The 14,341-nt window shown below is 69.6% G+C and carries 15 protein-coding genes; 9 read left to right on the top strand and 6 right to left on the bottom strand.

All coding sequences use genetic code 11. The features are described from left to right. The first annotated feature begins 155 nt into the window (after positions 1–155). The 4 genes from BM199_RS15330 (at position 156) to BM199_RS15315 (ending at position 2,816) form a co-directional block, all read left to right on the top strand. Positions 156–812 (top strand): response regulator transcription factor, encoded by a 657-nt coding sequence (locus BM199_RS15330; RefSeq protein ID WP_281245701.1) that lies wholly within the window; start codon positions 156–158, stop codon positions 810–812. 71 nt (positions 813–883) lie between these two features. Next, a complete protein-coding gene (locus BM199_RS15325) occupies positions 884–1,291 on the top strand; it encodes an ATP-binding protein (RefSeq protein ID WP_091673881.1) in 408 nt (135 codons plus the stop codon). Between the two features lie 38 nt (positions 1,292–1,329). After that, on the top strand, positions 1,330–2,436 hold the full coding sequence (locus tag BM199_RS15320; protein ID WP_091673880.1) for a PAS domain-containing sensor histidine kinase: 1,107 nt from the start codon (positions 1,330–1,332) through the stop codon (positions 2,434–2,436). Further along, positions 2,433–2,816 (top strand): response regulator, encoded by a 384-nt coding sequence (locus tag BM199_RS15315; RefSeq protein ID WP_245788377.1) that lies wholly within the window; start codon positions 2,433–2,435, stop codon positions 2,814–2,816. Before BM199_RS15320 ends, BM199_RS15315 begins: the two co-directional genes overlap by 4 nt. 76 nt (positions 2,817–2,892) lie before the next feature. On the opposite strand, the gene BM199_RS15310 is transcribed toward BM199_RS15315, so the two are convergent. Then, a complete protein-coding gene (locus BM199_RS15310; RefSeq protein WP_091674008.1) occupies positions 2,893–4,116 on the bottom strand; it encodes an NADP-dependent isocitrate dehydrogenase in 1,224 nt (407 codons plus the stop codon). 303 nt (positions 4,117–4,419) lie between these two features. Between BM199_RS15310 and BM199_RS15305 the strand changes: the two genes are divergently transcribed. Beyond that, positions 4,420–5,373: a TIGR03557 family F420-dependent LLM class oxidoreductase gene (locus BM199_RS15305; protein WP_091673879.1), complete on the top strand. Its 954-nt coding sequence runs from the start codon at positions 4,420–4,422 to the stop codon at positions 5,371–5,373. A gap of 44 nt (positions 5,374–5,417) precedes the next feature. On the opposite strand, the gene BM199_RS15300 is transcribed toward BM199_RS15305, so the two are convergent. Further along, entirely contained in the window at positions 5,418–6,062 is a 645-nt protein-coding gene (locus tag BM199_RS15300; protein WP_091673878.1) for a spermine/spermidine synthase domain-containing protein, read from the bottom strand. A gap of 114 nt (positions 6,063–6,176) precedes the next feature. Here BM199_RS15300 and BM199_RS15295 point away from each other — a divergent pair, with 114 nt between their 5' ends. Then, entirely contained in the window at positions 6,177–6,365 is a 189-nt protein-coding gene (locus tag BM199_RS15295; protein WP_091673877.1) for a DUF1918 domain-containing protein, read from the top strand. On the opposite strand, the gene BM199_RS15290 is transcribed toward BM199_RS15295, so the two are convergent. Then, positions 6,323–7,567, bottom strand: a complete 1,245-nt coding sequence (locus BM199_RS15290; RefSeq protein WP_091673876.1) for an MFS transporter — start codon at positions 7,565–7,567, stop codon at positions 6,323–6,325. The genes BM199_RS15295 and BM199_RS15290 overlap by 43 nt on opposite strands. Before the next feature lie 94 nt (positions 7,568–7,661). On the opposite strand from BM199_RS15290, the gene BM199_RS15285 reads away from it, so the two are divergent. Both BM199_RS15285 and BM199_RS15280 read left to right on the top strand, forming a co-directional pair. After that, complete coding sequence (locus BM199_RS15285; protein ID WP_091673875.1) at positions 7,662–7,982, top strand: ArsR/SmtB family transcription factor; 321 nt, start codon at positions 7,662–7,664, stop codon at positions 7,980–7,982. Positions 7,983–8,205: 223 nt separating this feature from the next. After that, the gene (locus tag BM199_RS15280; RefSeq protein WP_091674007.1) at positions 8,206–9,399 is read left to right on the top strand and encodes an MFS transporter; all 1,194 of its coding nucleotides are present in this window, start codon (positions 8,206–8,208) and stop codon (positions 9,397–9,399) included. 21 nt (positions 9,400–9,420) lie between these two features. Here the strand turns inward: BM199_RS15280 and BM199_RS15275 are convergent, their stop codons facing one another. The 3 genes from BM199_RS15275 to BM199_RS15265 form a co-directional block, all read right to left on the bottom strand. Further along, on the bottom strand, positions 9,421–9,654 hold the full coding sequence (locus BM199_RS15275; protein WP_091674006.1) for a DUF3017 domain-containing protein: 234 nt from the start codon (positions 9,652–9,654) through the stop codon (positions 9,421–9,423). A 65-nt stretch (positions 9,655–9,719) separates the two neighbouring features. Next, complete coding sequence (locus BM199_RS15270) at positions 9,720–10,574, bottom strand: bifunctional methylenetetrahydrofolate dehydrogenase/methenyltetrahydrofolate cyclohydrolase (RefSeq protein WP_091673874.1); 855 nt, start codon at positions 10,572–10,574, stop codon at positions 9,720–9,722. Positions 10,575–10,579: 5 nt separating this feature from the next. Continuing rightward, on the bottom strand, positions 10,580–11,602 hold the full coding sequence (locus BM199_RS15265) for a DMT family transporter (RefSeq protein ID WP_091673873.1): 1,023 nt from the start codon (positions 11,600–11,602) through the stop codon (positions 10,580–10,582). 167 nt (positions 11,603–11,769) lie between these two features. Between BM199_RS15265 and BM199_RS15260 the strand changes: the two genes are divergently transcribed. Beyond that, positions 11,770–14,328, top strand: a complete 2,559-nt coding sequence (locus BM199_RS15260; protein ID WP_091673872.1) for a glycohydrolase toxin TNT-related protein — start codon at positions 11,770–11,772, stop codon at positions 14,326–14,328. The last annotated feature ends 13 nt before the right edge of the window (positions 14,329–14,341 follow it).

Here is a 14,341-nt window from a genome sequence, read left to right as displayed (position 1 = left end):
GGAGTGGAACCACTCGCCAGGGCCAGTGCGGTAGCACTGGCCTAACTCAAGGTTACCGTTTGGCCGGTCACCCGGCAGTTGAGGTGAGGACAACCTAAAATCGTGGGGAAGTCTCGCGGAGAATCAGTGTCCAGCCGGAGAGGTGAGGAGGCCGGGTGTCCCACGCACCATCGGACCCGCCTGCCGCACCGATCGATGTCGTGCTCGTGGAGGACCACGACATGGTGGCCGAGGCCATCCAGTTGGCCTTCGAACCGATCCCGGACATCCGGATCGTGGCCCGTGCGCGCACGGGAGCGGAAGCGCTCACCCAGGTCCGCGCGCATCAACCACGCGTGGTCGTGCTGGACCGCAGGCTGCCGGACGGGGACGGGATCGAGCGCATCGGCGCCATCCGTGAATCCTCGCCGCACTCCGCGGTGCTCGTCCTCACCGGCGAAGCGAGTCCGTCGGTCGCAGCACGCGCCGTGGCGGCAGGCGGTGGCGGGCTGGTGGTGAAGTCCGCGGGCCTGGACGACCTCGTCACCGCCGTCCGCAGAGTGGCCACGGGCGAGGCCGTGTTCGGCACCCAGTTGCTCGGCGAGGTCTTCGACCGGCTGACCGGCCGTTCCGCCACGACGCCGCTGACGCCCCGGGAACACGAGGCCCTCGTCCTGCTCGCCAGCGGCGCCACCACGGAGCAGATCGCCGAGAAACTGCGACTCGCCAAGAACACCGTCCGGAACCACATTCAGCGGGTCCTGGTCAAGCTCGGCGCACACTCCAAACTGGAAGCGGTGGCCGTCGCCAGACGGGAAGGACTCATCGACTGATGCAGATGCACCAGTTCGTTGTGTTTTCCTGCGTCTTGTCGTGATCCGGTCCCCCGCCGATGATGTTGGACATGGAGCAGCGAAGCCACCCTGTGGCGGAGGTGAGTACGTCCCTGCCCGCTGTGCTGAGCAGCCAGTCCACCGCCCGGCGCTTCGTCGGTGACACGTTGCGCGCGTGGGGGCTCGGCAGCGTGGCCGAGGATGCGGTGCAGATCGCGTCCGAACTGGTGGCCAACGTCCTGCGGCACACCGTGTACAAGCCGATTCTGCGGCTGCGACGGACGGGGCCACGGCTTCGTCTCGAGGTCGAGGACTCGAGCAGCCTCCTGCCCGTCCGGAAGGAAGGTGGTCCTTCGGGTGGCTGGGGCCTGACCCTGGTGGACCAGCTTTCGGACTCGTGGGGCGTGCGAACCCACCCGGCAGGCAAGGTGGTCTGGTGCGAAATCGACAGCGAAAGGGCGCCAGTAGGGGCCTACTGAGCACGCAGGACGAGTTCGCGCATGCCAGTCTCAGGGGTATGACCAGCAGCAGCGAGCCGCCGCGCCGTGAACAGTGGCGGCACCGCGACGAACCGTCCGACGAGTCGTTCCGGCTGTTCATCCACAACGTCCGGGACTACGCGATTTTCATGTTGGACGCGCAGGGGCACGTGGCGACCTGGAACACGGGCGCCGAGCGCATCAAGGGCTACCGGGCGAACGAGATCATCGGCCGGCACTTCTCCACCTTCTATCCGATCGAGGACATCGTGTCGGACAAACCAGGGCGAGAACTGGCCGTAGCCGCGGTCGAGGGGCGCTTCGAGGACGAAGGGTGGCGACTGCGCAAGGACGGCAGCCGGTTCTGGGCGAACGTCGTGATCACCGCCGTCTTCGACGAGTCCGGCACGCTCCAGGGCTTCGGCAAGGCGACCAGGGACATGACGGAGCGGGTGCGCGCGGAACAGGCGCTGCACAACCGGCGGCGGTTGTTCGCGCATCTGGTGAAGGCGCAGGAGATGGAGCGTCGCAGGATCGCCTGGGACGTGCACGACGACTCGATCCAGGCGATGGTGGCGGCCTCGATGCGGCTGCAGTTGCTCGCCTCCAGGGTGGACGACGTTCAGCGGCAGGAGGTGGACATGCTGCTCAGGTCCGTCGACTCGAGTATCACGCGGTTGCGCAACCTGGTGTTCCGGCTGCGCCCACCCGAGCTGGACGACGAAGGGCTGGCCGATGCCATCGGCTCCTACCTGCGACAGGTGAGCGCCCAGGGTGGATTCGAGTTCCGCCTCGCCGTGGAGCTGTCCGAGGAGCCGGAGCAGGAGGTCTCGGTGACGATCTTCCGCATCATTCAGGAGGCCCTTGCCAACGTCCAGAAGCACGCCAACGCCAAGAACGTCGAGGTGTTGTTGCGGTCACTGGGCTACGGCGTGCACGTCACCGTCCGCGACGACGGTGTGGGAGCGGACCTGCCCGCGGTGCGGCACACCGCCACCGACCACTTCGGATTCATGGACATGCACGAGCGTGCCGAGGCGGCGGGCGGGTGGTGGAAGGTGACGAGCGAGCCGGGAGCGGGCTTGAGCGTCGATTTCTGGGTTCCCACCAACGACGACGCCGCCCGGCTGATCGGCACGTTGTGAACGCCCCGCGCCAGGTCCGTGTGGTTATCGCCGACGACGACGCGTTGATCCGGGACGCCCTGCGGGCCGTGCTCAACGCCGAACCCGACCTCGAGGTGGTGGCCGCGGCCGGTGACACCGCCGAGGCGATCGCGCTGGTCGAGCAGCGCGAGCCCGATGTCGCCGTGCTCGACCTGCGCATGGCGGGTGGAGGTGGCGTGGCCGCGGCACGGGAGATCCGCAGGCGTGTCCCTGCCGTCCGGCTCGTCGCGCTGTCCGCGTACTCGGACACCGCGTCCCAGGAGGCGATGGCGCTGACGGGCGTTGACGCCTATCTGGTGAAGGGTGTGCCGAACACGCACATCGTGTCCACCGTGCGCCGGCTCGCCGCACCGTCCTGAGCAACACCGCCGGGGCCACTCCCCCGCGTGAGAGCGGCGGGAGTGGCCCCGGGCGGCAACGGGCCGATGAGTCGCGTCAGCCCTGGGCGATCTTCTTGGCCAGGTTCTCGTCCAGCGTCGCGAGGAACTCCTCGGTGGTCTGGTACGGGTGCTCCTTGCTGATGAGCAGCGCCAGGTCCTTCGTCATCTTGCCGCTCTCGACGGTCTCGACGACGACCTGCTCCAGCTTGTGCGCGAAGTCGATCAGCTCGGAGTTGCCGTCGAGCTTGCCACGGTGCTCCAGACCACGGGTCCAGGCGAAGATGGACGCGATCGGGTTGGTCGAGGTCGGCTTGCCCTGCTGGTGCTGCCGGTAGTGGCGGGTCACCGTGCCGTGCGCGGCCTCGGCCTCGACGGTCCGGCCGTCCGGCGTGCGCAGCACCGAGGTCATCAGGCCGAGCGAGCCGAAGCCCTGCGCGACGGTGTCGGACTGCACGTCACCGTCGTAGTTCTTGCACGCCCAGACGTAGCCGCCCTCCCACTTCATCGCCGCGGCGACCATGTCGTCGATCAGGCGGTGCTCGTAGGTGATGCCCTTCGCGTCGAAGTCGGCCTTGAACTCGGCCTGGTAGATCTCCTCGAACACGTCCTTGAACATGCCGTCGTAGGCCTTGAGGATCGTGTTCTTGGTCGACATGTAGACCGGGTACTCCCGGTCGAGCCCGTACTGCAGCGATGCGCGGGCGAAGTCCTCGATGGACTTGCGGTAGTTGTACATCCCCATCGCGACGCCGCCGCCCTCGGGGAACTTCGCGACCTCGAACTCCATCGGCTCGGAACCGTCGTCGGGTGTGTAGCTGATGGTCAGCGTGCCGGGGCCGGGAACCTTGAAGTTGGTGGCCTTGTACTGGTCGCCGTGCGCGTGACGGCCGATGATGATCGGCTTCGTCCAGGTGGGGACCAACCGGGGGATGTTCTGGATGACGATCGGCTCGCGGAAGATCACCCCGCCGAGGATGTTGCGGATGGTGCCGTTGGGCGAGAGCCACATCTTCTTCAGGCCGAACTCCTCGACCCGCGCCTCGTCCGGCGTGATGGTGGCGCACTTCACGCCGACACCGTGCTTCTTGATGGCGTTGGCTGAGTCGACGGTCACCTGGTCGTCGGTGCGGTCCCGCTCCTCGATGCCCAGGTCGTAGTACTCGAGGTTGATGTCCAGGTACGGATGAACCAGCTTGTCCTTGATGAACTGCCAGATAATGCGGGTCATCTCATCACCGTCGAGCTCTACGACGGTGCCCTCGACCTTGATCTTGGCCATGAGCAGCGGTGCTCCTTCCGCGGATCTGCGCGTCTCGTGTTCTGCACGTTCGTGTTCGTCGTGTTCGGCCTGTTCGACACTGTGCAAGCGGTACAAGCGTACTGGTAAACGTCGCCCGCGTGTTCCGCACCTGGGTTACCCAGCGGTAACGCCGCCACATCGGCCGTTCGCACCCAACTGCAATCTACGTCGCCTCGGGCACCCGCTGTCCAGGCCCGCGAGCGGAACGGAACGCCCAATTGGGCACCGCGAGCTGCGTGCCTGAATGGTTTCCTCGCTGACCACCGCGGGTACGGCTCGAACATGGTGAGCATCGGATACTTCCTGTCCTGCGAGGAGTTCGGGCCGAACGAACTCGTCCGGCAGGCGAAGATGGCCGAGGAGGCCGGGTTCGAGCGGCTCTGGATCTCCGACCACTACCACCCGTGGACGTCGGAACAGGGCAACAGTCCGTTCGTCTGGTCGGTGATCGGCGCCCTCTCGCAGGCCTGTTCGTTGCCGATCACCACCGCGGTGACCTGCCCGACCGTCCGTATCCATCCGGCCGTCATCGCCCAGGCCGCCGCGACGGCCGCGGTGCAGACCGATGGGCGGTTCGTGCTCGGCGTCGGCACCGGCGAGGCACTCAACGAGCACATCCTCGGCGACGCGTGGCCACCGCCCGCGGTGCGGCGGACCATGCTGGACGAGGCCATCGACATCATCCGCAGACTGCACGCCGGTGGCCAGGTGAGCCACTACGGCGAGCACTACACCGTGCAGCAGGCGCAGCTGTACACCCTGCCGGAGCAACCGGTGCCGATCTATGTCTCGGGGTTCGGCCCCCAGGCCGCCAGGCGCGCGGGCCGGACGGGTGACGGCTTCTGCACCGTGCTGCCTGATCACAGCCTCGTGCACGCGTTCCGCGACAACGGTGGCGACGACAAGCCCGTCCAGGGCGGCATGAAGGTCTGCTGGGCGGACAGCGAGGACGCGGGGGTGGCGACCGCGCACCGGCTCTGGGCCACCGAACAACTGCCGGGCCAGCTCGGGCAGGCGTTGCCGAATCCACGTGACTTCGAGCAGGCGAGCACGCTGGTCACCGAGGACATGGTGCGGGGCGCCGTGCCGTGCGGCCCGGATCCCGCCAAGCACATCCAGGCGGTACAGGCCTTCGGTGACGCCGACTTCGACGAGGTCTACGTCCAGCAGATCGGCCCCGACCAGGAGGCGTTCTTCGAGGCCTGGTCGACGAAGGTGCTGCCGGAACTGCGCTGACCGGCCGACCGGGAATTCGTCGACGAATCCCGGGGATGGGGTGCTCAGCGGCGCGCGAGCCAGACCACGTCGGGTTCTCCTCGCGGGACCGGGACGTCGAGCACCCGTACCTCGTCGAAGCGTTCTCGCAGCGTGCGGGTGAACGCCTCGCTCGCGTGCGCGCTCCACACCGCGAGCAGCCCGCCCTCGCGCAGGCGGGCGGTGAGCAGGTCCAGCCCCTGCGCGTCGTACAGCGCGGCGTTGCCCTCACCGAGTGTCCATTCCGGACCATTGTCGATGTCCAGGCACAGCGCGTCGAAGCGCTCGGCGCCATGGGAAAGCCAGTGCACGAGGTCGTCGTGGACGAGCCTTACCCGTTCGTCGGCGAGCGCGTCCCCGTGCACCTCCCGCAGCGGGCCCGTGCGGTTCCAGTCGACCACGGCCGACTCCCGCTCCACGACCACGACGTCACCGATCGCGGGATGCTCCAGCGCGGCCCGCAGCGAGAACCCGACACCGAGGCCGCCGATCACCATCGAGGCTTCCGGCTCCAGCAGGTCGGCGGCGGCCGTCACCAGGAGCCGCTCGGACCTGCCGTCCCGTGTGTCCATCAGGAACATGCCGTCCGCGATCACTTCCAGGTCAGCACCGCAGCGCCGCAGCACCAGTTCGCCGCACTCACCGTCGACCCGATCGATTACCTCGGCCATCCACTCCACTGTAGGGCCCGCGCGATGGCGCCGTCGCGGCCGTTTCCCGACCGTGGCGCCCCCTCGACCGCACCGTGCCGGGCTCCTACCCTGGATGGGCGGAGGTGATGCACGATGCAGGCGACAGTGGGAGACGAGATCCGCGTGCACGGCCGCACGGTCGGCTCAGCCGAACGGCGTGGCGAGATCCTCGAGGTACGCGGCACCGACGGCAGACCGCCCTACTGGGTGCGGTTCACCGACGGGCACGAGCGGCTGATCTATCCCGGCCCCGACTGTGAGGTCGAGGGACACCGCGACTGACCGGCGCCACCGCCCGCGGTGGCACTCACCGGCGCACGACGGTCGCGCGCCGGTGCGCGCCAGCCGAAGAACAGCACCACAAGCCCGCCGATCGCGGTGAGCGCGGCTGCCGCGGGCGGCAGCGTCGTGGGACCCGAGTGGGTGAGCACAACCCCGCCGACGACGCCGGACAACCCGACACCCAGGTAGATGGCCGAGGCGTTGAGGGAAAGCAGCAGCCCCGCGTCCCGGCCGCCGAGTTCGATGAGCCTGTGCTGGACGGGAGGGTTGAACGACCAGGTGGTGAGCCCCCAGAGCAGGAGCAACACCGCCGCTCCCGGCACCGTGGTCGCCAGTAGCGGGAGCGCCACCAGCACCACGGTGAGCCCCGAGATGACGACGAGCAGCGGCCGCCGCGACCCCCATCGGTCGGTCGCCCTGCCCCCGGCGTAGTTGCCGAGCGCGCCGCCGATGCCGTAGCAGAGCAGGAGCAGGCTCACCGTCGTGCCGGTGACCCCCGCGGTCGCGTCCAGCACCGGTGTGATGAAGGTGTAGACGCTGAACGCGGCGGTGCAGCCGAGCACCGTCGTGACGAGCACGGCCATCGCCCTCGGGTCGCGCGCGACGGTGAACCGCGCGGCCAGCGGAACCGGTGGCTGCGGCGCGACCTCGGGCAGCGCCAGCCGGATCGCCAGCGCTCCCGCCACGGAGAACACCGCCACCAGCGCGAAGACCCAGCGGTAGCCGAGCGGTGCGGACAGCAGACTGCCCAGCGGCACGCCGAAGATGGTGGCCAGGGTGAGCCCGCCGAACACCGCGGCCACCGCTCTTCCCCTCCGCTCCGGCGGATTCAGCTCGGCGGCGACCACACTCGCCGCGGGCGTGAAGACGGCGGCGCCGATCGCGGTCACCATCCGCGCCGCGAACAGGAGACCGTAACCGGGCGCGAGCGCGGCCAGCGCGTTGCCGAGCGCGGTCACCAACAGCGCCACCACCAGCAGGGTGCGCCGTTCCCACCGCCCGGTCACGGCGGCGAACAACGGCGATCCGATGGCGTAGGCGATCGCGAACGCGGTGACGAGTTGCGCCGCGGTCGCCGCCGAGACGTGCAGCTCGGAGGTGAGCGCGGGGAGCAGGCCCGCGACGACATAACCACTCGTCCCCACGGCGAAGGTGCCCAGCGCCAGCACCGAGGTCCGGGAGGCGTACGGATGGGAGGTCATCGCGAGCCCCGTTCCTTGTTCGACGACCATCAAAGTTCGAAGCGGATCGTACTACGTCGATCACGAAGTTCGAATCCCGTCGTACAATCGACCGATGGACACCGCCGAGGAGACGAAACGGCTGCCGTTTCCCGACCGATCGGAGATCCGCATCGAGTCGGTGCTGCAGGCACTGGCCGATCCGGTCCGCCTCGCGATGGTGCGGCAACTGGCCGGGGCGGACGAGATCTCCTGCGGTGGTTTCGAGGTCGCCGTGAGCAAGTCCACACTCACCCATCACCTGCGCACGCTGCGCGAATCGGGGATCACGATCACCCGCCAGCAGGGCACGACGAGGTTCAGCGCGCTGCGTAGGGACGATCTCGACGTCCTGTTCCCCGGCCTGCTCGACGGGGTGCTCGCCGCACGACAGTGAGCGCGTGGGCAGGCTCACGCGGATAACAGGATGACAACGGCGTCGCCGTGCGTTGGACTGGAAGTGCGCTCCCGGCCTGCTGGCGCGTGAGCAACCACCCAGGACGGCCCGATCAGGGGTGATCGCGCGGCCGTCCTTGATTTTCAACCCTTGCTGTATCGATCCAGTGCCGCTCGATGCACGCCGGTCCAGCAACTGCCCGTTCACGTTCGGAAGGAAAGCCGTGCCCATCGCACTGCTCGCACTCGCCATCGGCGCCTTCGGTATCGGGACCACCGAATTCGTCATGATGGGCGTGCTGCCGCAGGCCGCCGCCGACTTCGGTGTCTCCATCCCGTCCGCCGGCTACCTCATCTCCGGCTACGCCCTCGGCGTGGTCATTGGGGCCCCGCTGCTCACGGCCGTCGCCGTGCGCCTGCCACGCAAGACCATGCTGCTGGCGATGATGGGCCTGTTCACCGCGGGCAACGTCCTGTTCGCACTGGCCCCGAACCACGAACTCGGGGTGGTCTTCCGCTTCATCGCGGGCCTGCCGCACGGCGCGTTCTTCGGCGCGGGTGCCGTGGTGGCCTCCAGCCTGGTCGCGAAGGGTGACCGGGCCAAGGCGGTGTCGATGATGTTCATGGGCCTGACACTGGCCAACGTCGTCGGCGTGCCCCTCGGCACGCTGCTCGGCCAGCAGGTCGGCTGGCGCGCGACGTTCGCACTGGTCGCGGTGATCGGGCTGGCGGCCATCGGCTGCATCGCCAAGCTGGTCCCGCACCAGGGCAAGCCCGCGGAGACGTCCCTGCGCGGCGAACTCGCCGCGTTCCGCAAGCCGCAGGTCTGGCTCGCGCTGGCGATCGTGACGTTCGGCCTCGGCGGTGTCTTCGCCTGCCTGAGCTACGTCACGCCGATGATGACCGATGTGGCCGGGTTCCAGCCGGCCAGCGTGACGCTGCTGCTGTCCCTGGCGGGGCTCGGCATGACCCTGGGCAACTTCCTCGGCGGCAGGCTCGCCGACCGCGCGCTGATGCCGAGCCTGTACGTAGCCCTGGCCGCGCTGGCCACCGTGCTCGCCGTCTTCACGATCACCGCGCAGGGCAAGATCGGTGCGGCGATCACGATCTTCCTGGTCGGCGTGGCCGGCTTCATGATCGGCCCGATGATGCAGGCGCGGATCATGGAGAAGGCGGGCGGCACCCCCTCGCTCGTCTCGGCCGCGGTGCAGTCCGCGTTCAACATCGCCAACTCGATCGGCGCCTACCTGGGTGGGCTCGTCATCGCGGGCGGGCTCGGACTGGTGGCGCCCAACTGGGTCGGCGCGTTCCTGGCCGTGCTCGGCCTGAGCATCGCGGTGGTGTCCGGCACGCTGGACCGCCGTGAGGACGCCGACACCCCCACACCGGCCCCGGCCATGGCGACCGCCGGTTCCTGACGGCCACGCGGGCCCGCTCGGTCAGCCGAGCGGGCCGCCGGTGATGGTGAGCGCGACGAAGAGGATCAGGATGCCGAGACCCGCGTAGCTGAGGATGTCGACGCTGCGGCCGCGGATGCTCAGCAGGCCCGCCTGCTCGTCGGTCAGTGCCGCGCGCAGGACGGACGCCACCAGGAGCGCGCCGCCGATCAGCGCCGCACCCTGGCGCCAGTGGTACATACCGATGCGCAGCGCCGCGATCGCCACCAGCGCCATGACCACCGCGAACGGCAGGTGCACGAGCAGACTGCGGCCGCCGCGCCGCGGGGAGGTCACCGCGCTCAACCCGCCGCGGCCCGTTCGGCGGCCTCGACCACGTTGGTGATCAGCATCGCCCTGGTCATCGGACCCACCCCACCGGGATTCGGCGACAGGAATCCGGCCACCTCCTCGACGCCGGGGGCGACATCGCCCGCCAGTGCGCCGTCCACCCTGGACACCCCCACGTCGAGCACCGCCGCACCGGATTTCACCATGTCTGGGGTGATGATCCCGGGCACGCCCGCCGCGGCGATCACGATGTCGGCCCGGCGCACCTCGGCGGCCAGATCGGTCGTGCCGGTGTGGCAGAGCGTGACGGTCGCGTTCTCGCTGCGCCTCGTCAGCAGCAGCCCGAGCGTCCTGCCGACGGTGATCCCTCTGCCGACGACGGTCACCCGCGCACCGGCGATCGGGACCTCGTACCGACGCAGCAGCTCGACAATCCCGCGCGGGGTGCAGGGCAGCGCGGTGGGCTGGTTCAGCACGAGCCTGCCGAGGCTCACCGGGGCTAGGCCGTCGGCGTCCTTGGCCGGGTCGATGCGCTCCAGCACCGCACCTTCGTCCAGATGTTTCGGCAGTGGCAACTGCACGATGTAGCCGGTACAGGCCGGGTCGGCGTTGAGCTCGTCGATCACCGCTTCCAGCTTCTGCTGGGAGATGTCGGCAGGCAGGTCCCTGCGGATCGAGGTCACGCCGACCTTCGCACTGTCGGCGTGCTTGGCCTTGACGTACCAGTGGGAGCCGGGGTCGTCGCCGACCAGCACGGTCGCCAGACCGGGAGTGACCCCCCGCTCGGCCAGTGCCGCGACGCGGGGCGCGAGCTCCGCGAAGATGGCGTCCTTGGTCGCCTTACCGTCCAGAACAGTCGCCGTCACGCGCGTCATTGTTCCAAACGGGCCCGCCGCTCCCGCGGCCCGCCCATCCCCGCGATCACCACGGCGACCAGCGCCAGCGCGGTTCCGCCGACGGTGGTGGCCGTCAGTGGGTGTCCCGCCGCGGGCAGGAACACGTCGAGCAGCACCGAGCCGATCAGCTGCCCCGCGATGGCGGCCAGCCCCAGCAACAGCACCCCGGTCAAGCGGACCACGAACGACGCCAGCGCGATGAACACGATCCCGACAAGGCCGCCGAGATAGAGCACCGGGTTGTCCGGCGCGGCCGTCGGGCCGCCGCTCACCAGCAGGGAGACCAGCCAGGCCAGCACCAGCACGATCGTGCCGACGGTGAAGTTGGTCAGCGCCGCGGTGAGCGCGCTGCCCGAGACCTTGCCGACGTGCCCGTTGATCGCCTGCTGCACGGCCACGAACACCCCGGCGACCATGGGCAGTGCCAGCAGCCACAACCGCCCCGGCCCGCCCGGCAGGTTCAAACCACCGGAGACCGACCACGCCACCGCCACGAGCGTGAGCACCGCGCCCAGCACCCGAGTGACGCTCAGCCGCTGGGCCCCAGCGGGCCCGAGGCCCGCGCGGTCGACGAAAAGCCCGCTCACGGTCTGCCCCGCGACGACACCGACGGTGAACAGCGAGACACCGAGCACCCCGACGGTGACCGACTGACCGGCCACGAACATGGCACCACCCACACCGCCCAGGCACTGCCAGGGGCTCAGCGAGCCGCCGCGCAGCGCCTCGGCGAGCCGTCGCAGACCGGCTCGCATCGTCCGCGTCAGCGGCAACATGGCCACGAGTACCAGCAGTCCGCCACCGAAGGAGATGACCGCGGCGAGCAGCGCGTCGTGCAACTCCACACCGAGGGCGCCGTTGATCCGGCCCTGTGCGGCCATCGCGAGCCCGGCCGCCATGGCGAGCGACACACCGAGCACGCGTGCGGTGGCCGGTTCTCGCCGGTTCGTGTCGAGATCGTGTCGCTGGGAACCCGAACTGGTACGGGCAGTAGTCATCACGATCTATTGTCAACCCGCCAGCCGGGTCAGTCTCCCCCAGATCGGTGACTTATGGCCCGAAACACACCCGCTGCGCCCTGCGGATCCGGCCGTCCACCAGGCAGAAGAGCCCGGAAACTCACATGTCCCGTGCATAAGCGTGGGTAACAAGTCAAGATGTTCTGGTGGCACAAGCGACGCAGCTGAACGCAACCGAGCAGGACACACTGGTCAAACAGATAGGACTGTCCCTGCTCCGCGCTGCCCCGCGCGACTGGCAGCGCGTTACCGCGGAGTACCGCGCCGTGGGCAGATTCCATGAGCTGAACGGCGAAATCGTCCTCGCGGACGGATCGACGGTGGACTGGGTGGCCACCCACGACATCGCGACTCTCTTCGGCCGGCTGCGTGCGGGCATGTACCGGGAGGGGCGGGGAACCTGGTTCAACGCCCGCTACCAGCTCGACCACCCGTCCAGCTACAACCTCGAGTACGACCGTGAAGAACCCAAATGGGACATCATGCCGCCGCCCCAGGCCTATGCCGACGAGCTGCGCATGTTCCCCCGCTCCGAGGACAACGTGCCGGAGTGGCTGATGCGGCGGATGTCCGGCCTCGGCCCCGAGCGGCCGGGCCCGCGCTTCCGGATCGCGCGGATCTTCGACGGTGCCGGCCCTGGCGGCAGGCCGGTGATCAACCGGCCCGAGCTGGAGGTCGACGAGCAGGACCGGTTGCTCGAGTACCTCGATGCCGCCCCTGTGGTGGTCCCGAACAGGGGCTACGACATCGACCGGCTCGCGAGCACGCCCGAGGGGACCGTTCCGGTCGCCTTCCACAGCGACGGCGTGTGGATCTGGCCCGCCGCGGTCAACTACTACCTCCGGGAATACGGCGTTTCGCCCGAACCCGACCTGATCCAGCACATCCACGCCAGTGGTTTCGCGGTGCCCTCGGTACCCGACCAGCTGCGGCAGGCCGCGGCCGCGCACATCAACCGGGGCGCCCCGCCACCGCGCCAGGCCCCGCCGCCGCCCGTACCGCCGCCGGTCCCCCCGCAGGCCGAGGCGCAGGCCGAACGTGCGCAGGCGCGGCCCGCCGAGGAGCCGCAGGAACCGGCACCGACACCGGCGCAGCCGCCGTACGAGGAGAAGTTCGACCAGACCACCTACGCCGAGCCGGTCGACCGGCGGAGCTTCGCGGAGCAGGACTTCACCGAGCCGAACCAACCCGAACCCGCGCCGGACGACACCCAGTTCCACGCCCCGAGATTCGACGAGTACGACGAGTACGACACGGCGGGCCACGGCGAGGTGGACTACGACCAGGACCAGCGGTCCGCCGAGGCGGCCGACTCGGATCAGGGGCAGGCCCCGCCGCAGGAGGAGAGCTCGCACCAGGCGCGGATGGACCCGCCCACGACCTTCACCCCCGCCGCGTCGCTGGACCCCGGTCCGATGACCACGATCACACCGCCGGTTTCCGCATCACCGCCGGTTCCCGAGTGGCACACGGCCGAGGCGAACGGACCGAGGCCGGAACCGGGGCGCCAGGAACCACAGCGCCAAGAGCCACCGCGCCACCAGGAACCACAGCATCAGGACGCGCGGCAGCCCGAGCCACAGCGGGCCCCCGAGTGGGATGCGCCCGGCACCGCGCACGGCTCCCGTGACCACGATTTCGACGACGGCGGCCCGCCGACGCAGATCGGCGGAGTCCCGCTGCCCGAGCACGCGGAGCCGATCCTCGACCAGATGCAGGACACGCTGCGGGAACTGGGTGTGCCGGACGGGGACTACCGGATCGGCGAGCCCGCCGAGCGGGGGTGGAGCATCGAGGAGATACCCGACGGCTGGCGAGTCGGCTGGTACGACGGTGAGCTGACCAACCCCGCGCTCTTCGGCGACGCCGAGGACGCGGCGGCGTTCATGCTCGGCAAGCTGCTGCTCGCGCCGGACGGCGGAGTCCCACGAACGCAACCACCGCCTGCCGCCGCTCCCGAGCCGCCCGCGCCACCGGCACCGCCCGCCGCTACCGGGGCGGTCGGATCAGGAGCACCGGCACAGCCACCGGCGTCCGCGCCGGAGAAGTCCGCACCGGTGCTGACCACCCTGTCCCCGGAGATCGCGACGGGCTCGCGATCGCAACGGGGTCCGGAGTCCGCACAGGCACCGGCTCGTCCCGCCGCACCGGCACCGGCACCGACAGCAGCGCCCGCAGCGCCAGCAGCGCCCGCAGCACCCGCAGCGTCGGCAGGCAGGGAAGACGCCACGACACCGCCACCGCGGCCACCGCAGGGGATGGCCGCCAACGGTTCCGGCACTCCGGCGGCACCCGCACGTCCCGCACCGGCGACTGCCGGTGCCTCAGCCGGTGCGTCGGGGGCGGGCCAGCAGTGGCCGATCCAGCCCATGGAGGGCGAGCCGCCGCTGACGTTGTTCCGGGGCAAGGAGGTCCGCGAACTTCCCGCGGGCAGCGAACTCGACCGGTTCGGCGGGCCGGGCGGCAACCTCACGTATGCCGCGGGGACGCCGTTCGAGGAGCGCTCACTAGTGCCGGAGTGGGTCAACCGTCCCTATCACGTGTACCGGGTGCAGCGTCCGCTCGAGGCGCTGGCCGGAGTCGCGATCCCGTGGTTCAACCAGCCCGGTGGCGGTGCCGCATACCTGCTACCCGCATCGATCGAGGAACTGCTCGCCGAGGGTGACCTGATCGAACTGGAACCTGGGGAGCCGCCGCTGTCCTGACCCAGGTCCCAGG

Source organism: Amycolatopsis marina (assembly GCF_900111885.1).
In the GTDB taxonomy this organism is placed as follows: Bacteria; Actinomycetota; Actinomycetes; order Mycobacteriales; family Pseudonocardiaceae; genus Amycolatopsis; species Amycolatopsis marina.
This window is presented reverse-complemented; position numbering and strand designations above follow the sequence as displayed.

Excerpts from the sequence above, each read along its gene's own strand:
- BM199_RS15290 (WP_091673876.1), bottom strand. The coding sequence starts at position 7,567 with ATGACCTCCCATCCGTACGCCTCCCGGACCTCGGTGCTGGCGCTGGGC.
- BM199_RS15320 (WP_091673880.1), top strand. The coding sequence starts at position 1,330 with ATGACCAGCAGCAGCGAGCCGCCGCGCCGTGAACAGTGGCGGCACCGC.
- BM199_RS15285 (WP_091673875.1), top strand. The coding sequence starts at position 7,662 with ATGGACACCGCCGAGGAGACGAAACGGCTGCCGTTTCCCGACCGATCG.
- BM199_RS15300 (WP_091673878.1), bottom strand. The coding sequence starts at position 6,062 with ATGGCCGAGGTAATCGATCGGGTCGACGGTGAGTGCGGCGAACTGGTG.
- BM199_RS15275 (WP_091674006.1), bottom strand. The coding sequence starts at position 9,654 with ATGGCGCTGGTGGCGATCGCGGCGCTGCGCATCGGTATGTACCACTGG.
- BM199_RS15305 (WP_091673879.1), top strand. The coding sequence starts at position 4,420 with ATGGTGAGCATCGGATACTTCCTGTCCTGCGAGGAGTTCGGGCCGAAC.
- BM199_RS15325 (WP_091673881.1), top strand. The coding sequence starts at position 884 with ATGGAGCAGCGAAGCCACCCTGTGGCGGAGGTGAGTACGTCCCTGCCC.
- BM199_RS15310 (WP_091674008.1), bottom strand. The coding sequence starts at position 4,116 with ATGGCCAAGATCAAGGTCGAGGGCACCGTCGTAGAGCTCGACGGTGAT.
- BM199_RS15265 (WP_091673873.1), bottom strand. The coding sequence starts at position 11,602 with ATGACTACTGCCCGTACCAGTTCGGGTTCCCAGCGACACGATCTCGAC.
- BM199_RS15295 (WP_091673877.1), top strand. The coding sequence starts at position 6,177 with ATGCAGGCGACAGTGGGAGACGAGATCCGCGTGCACGGCCGCACGGTC.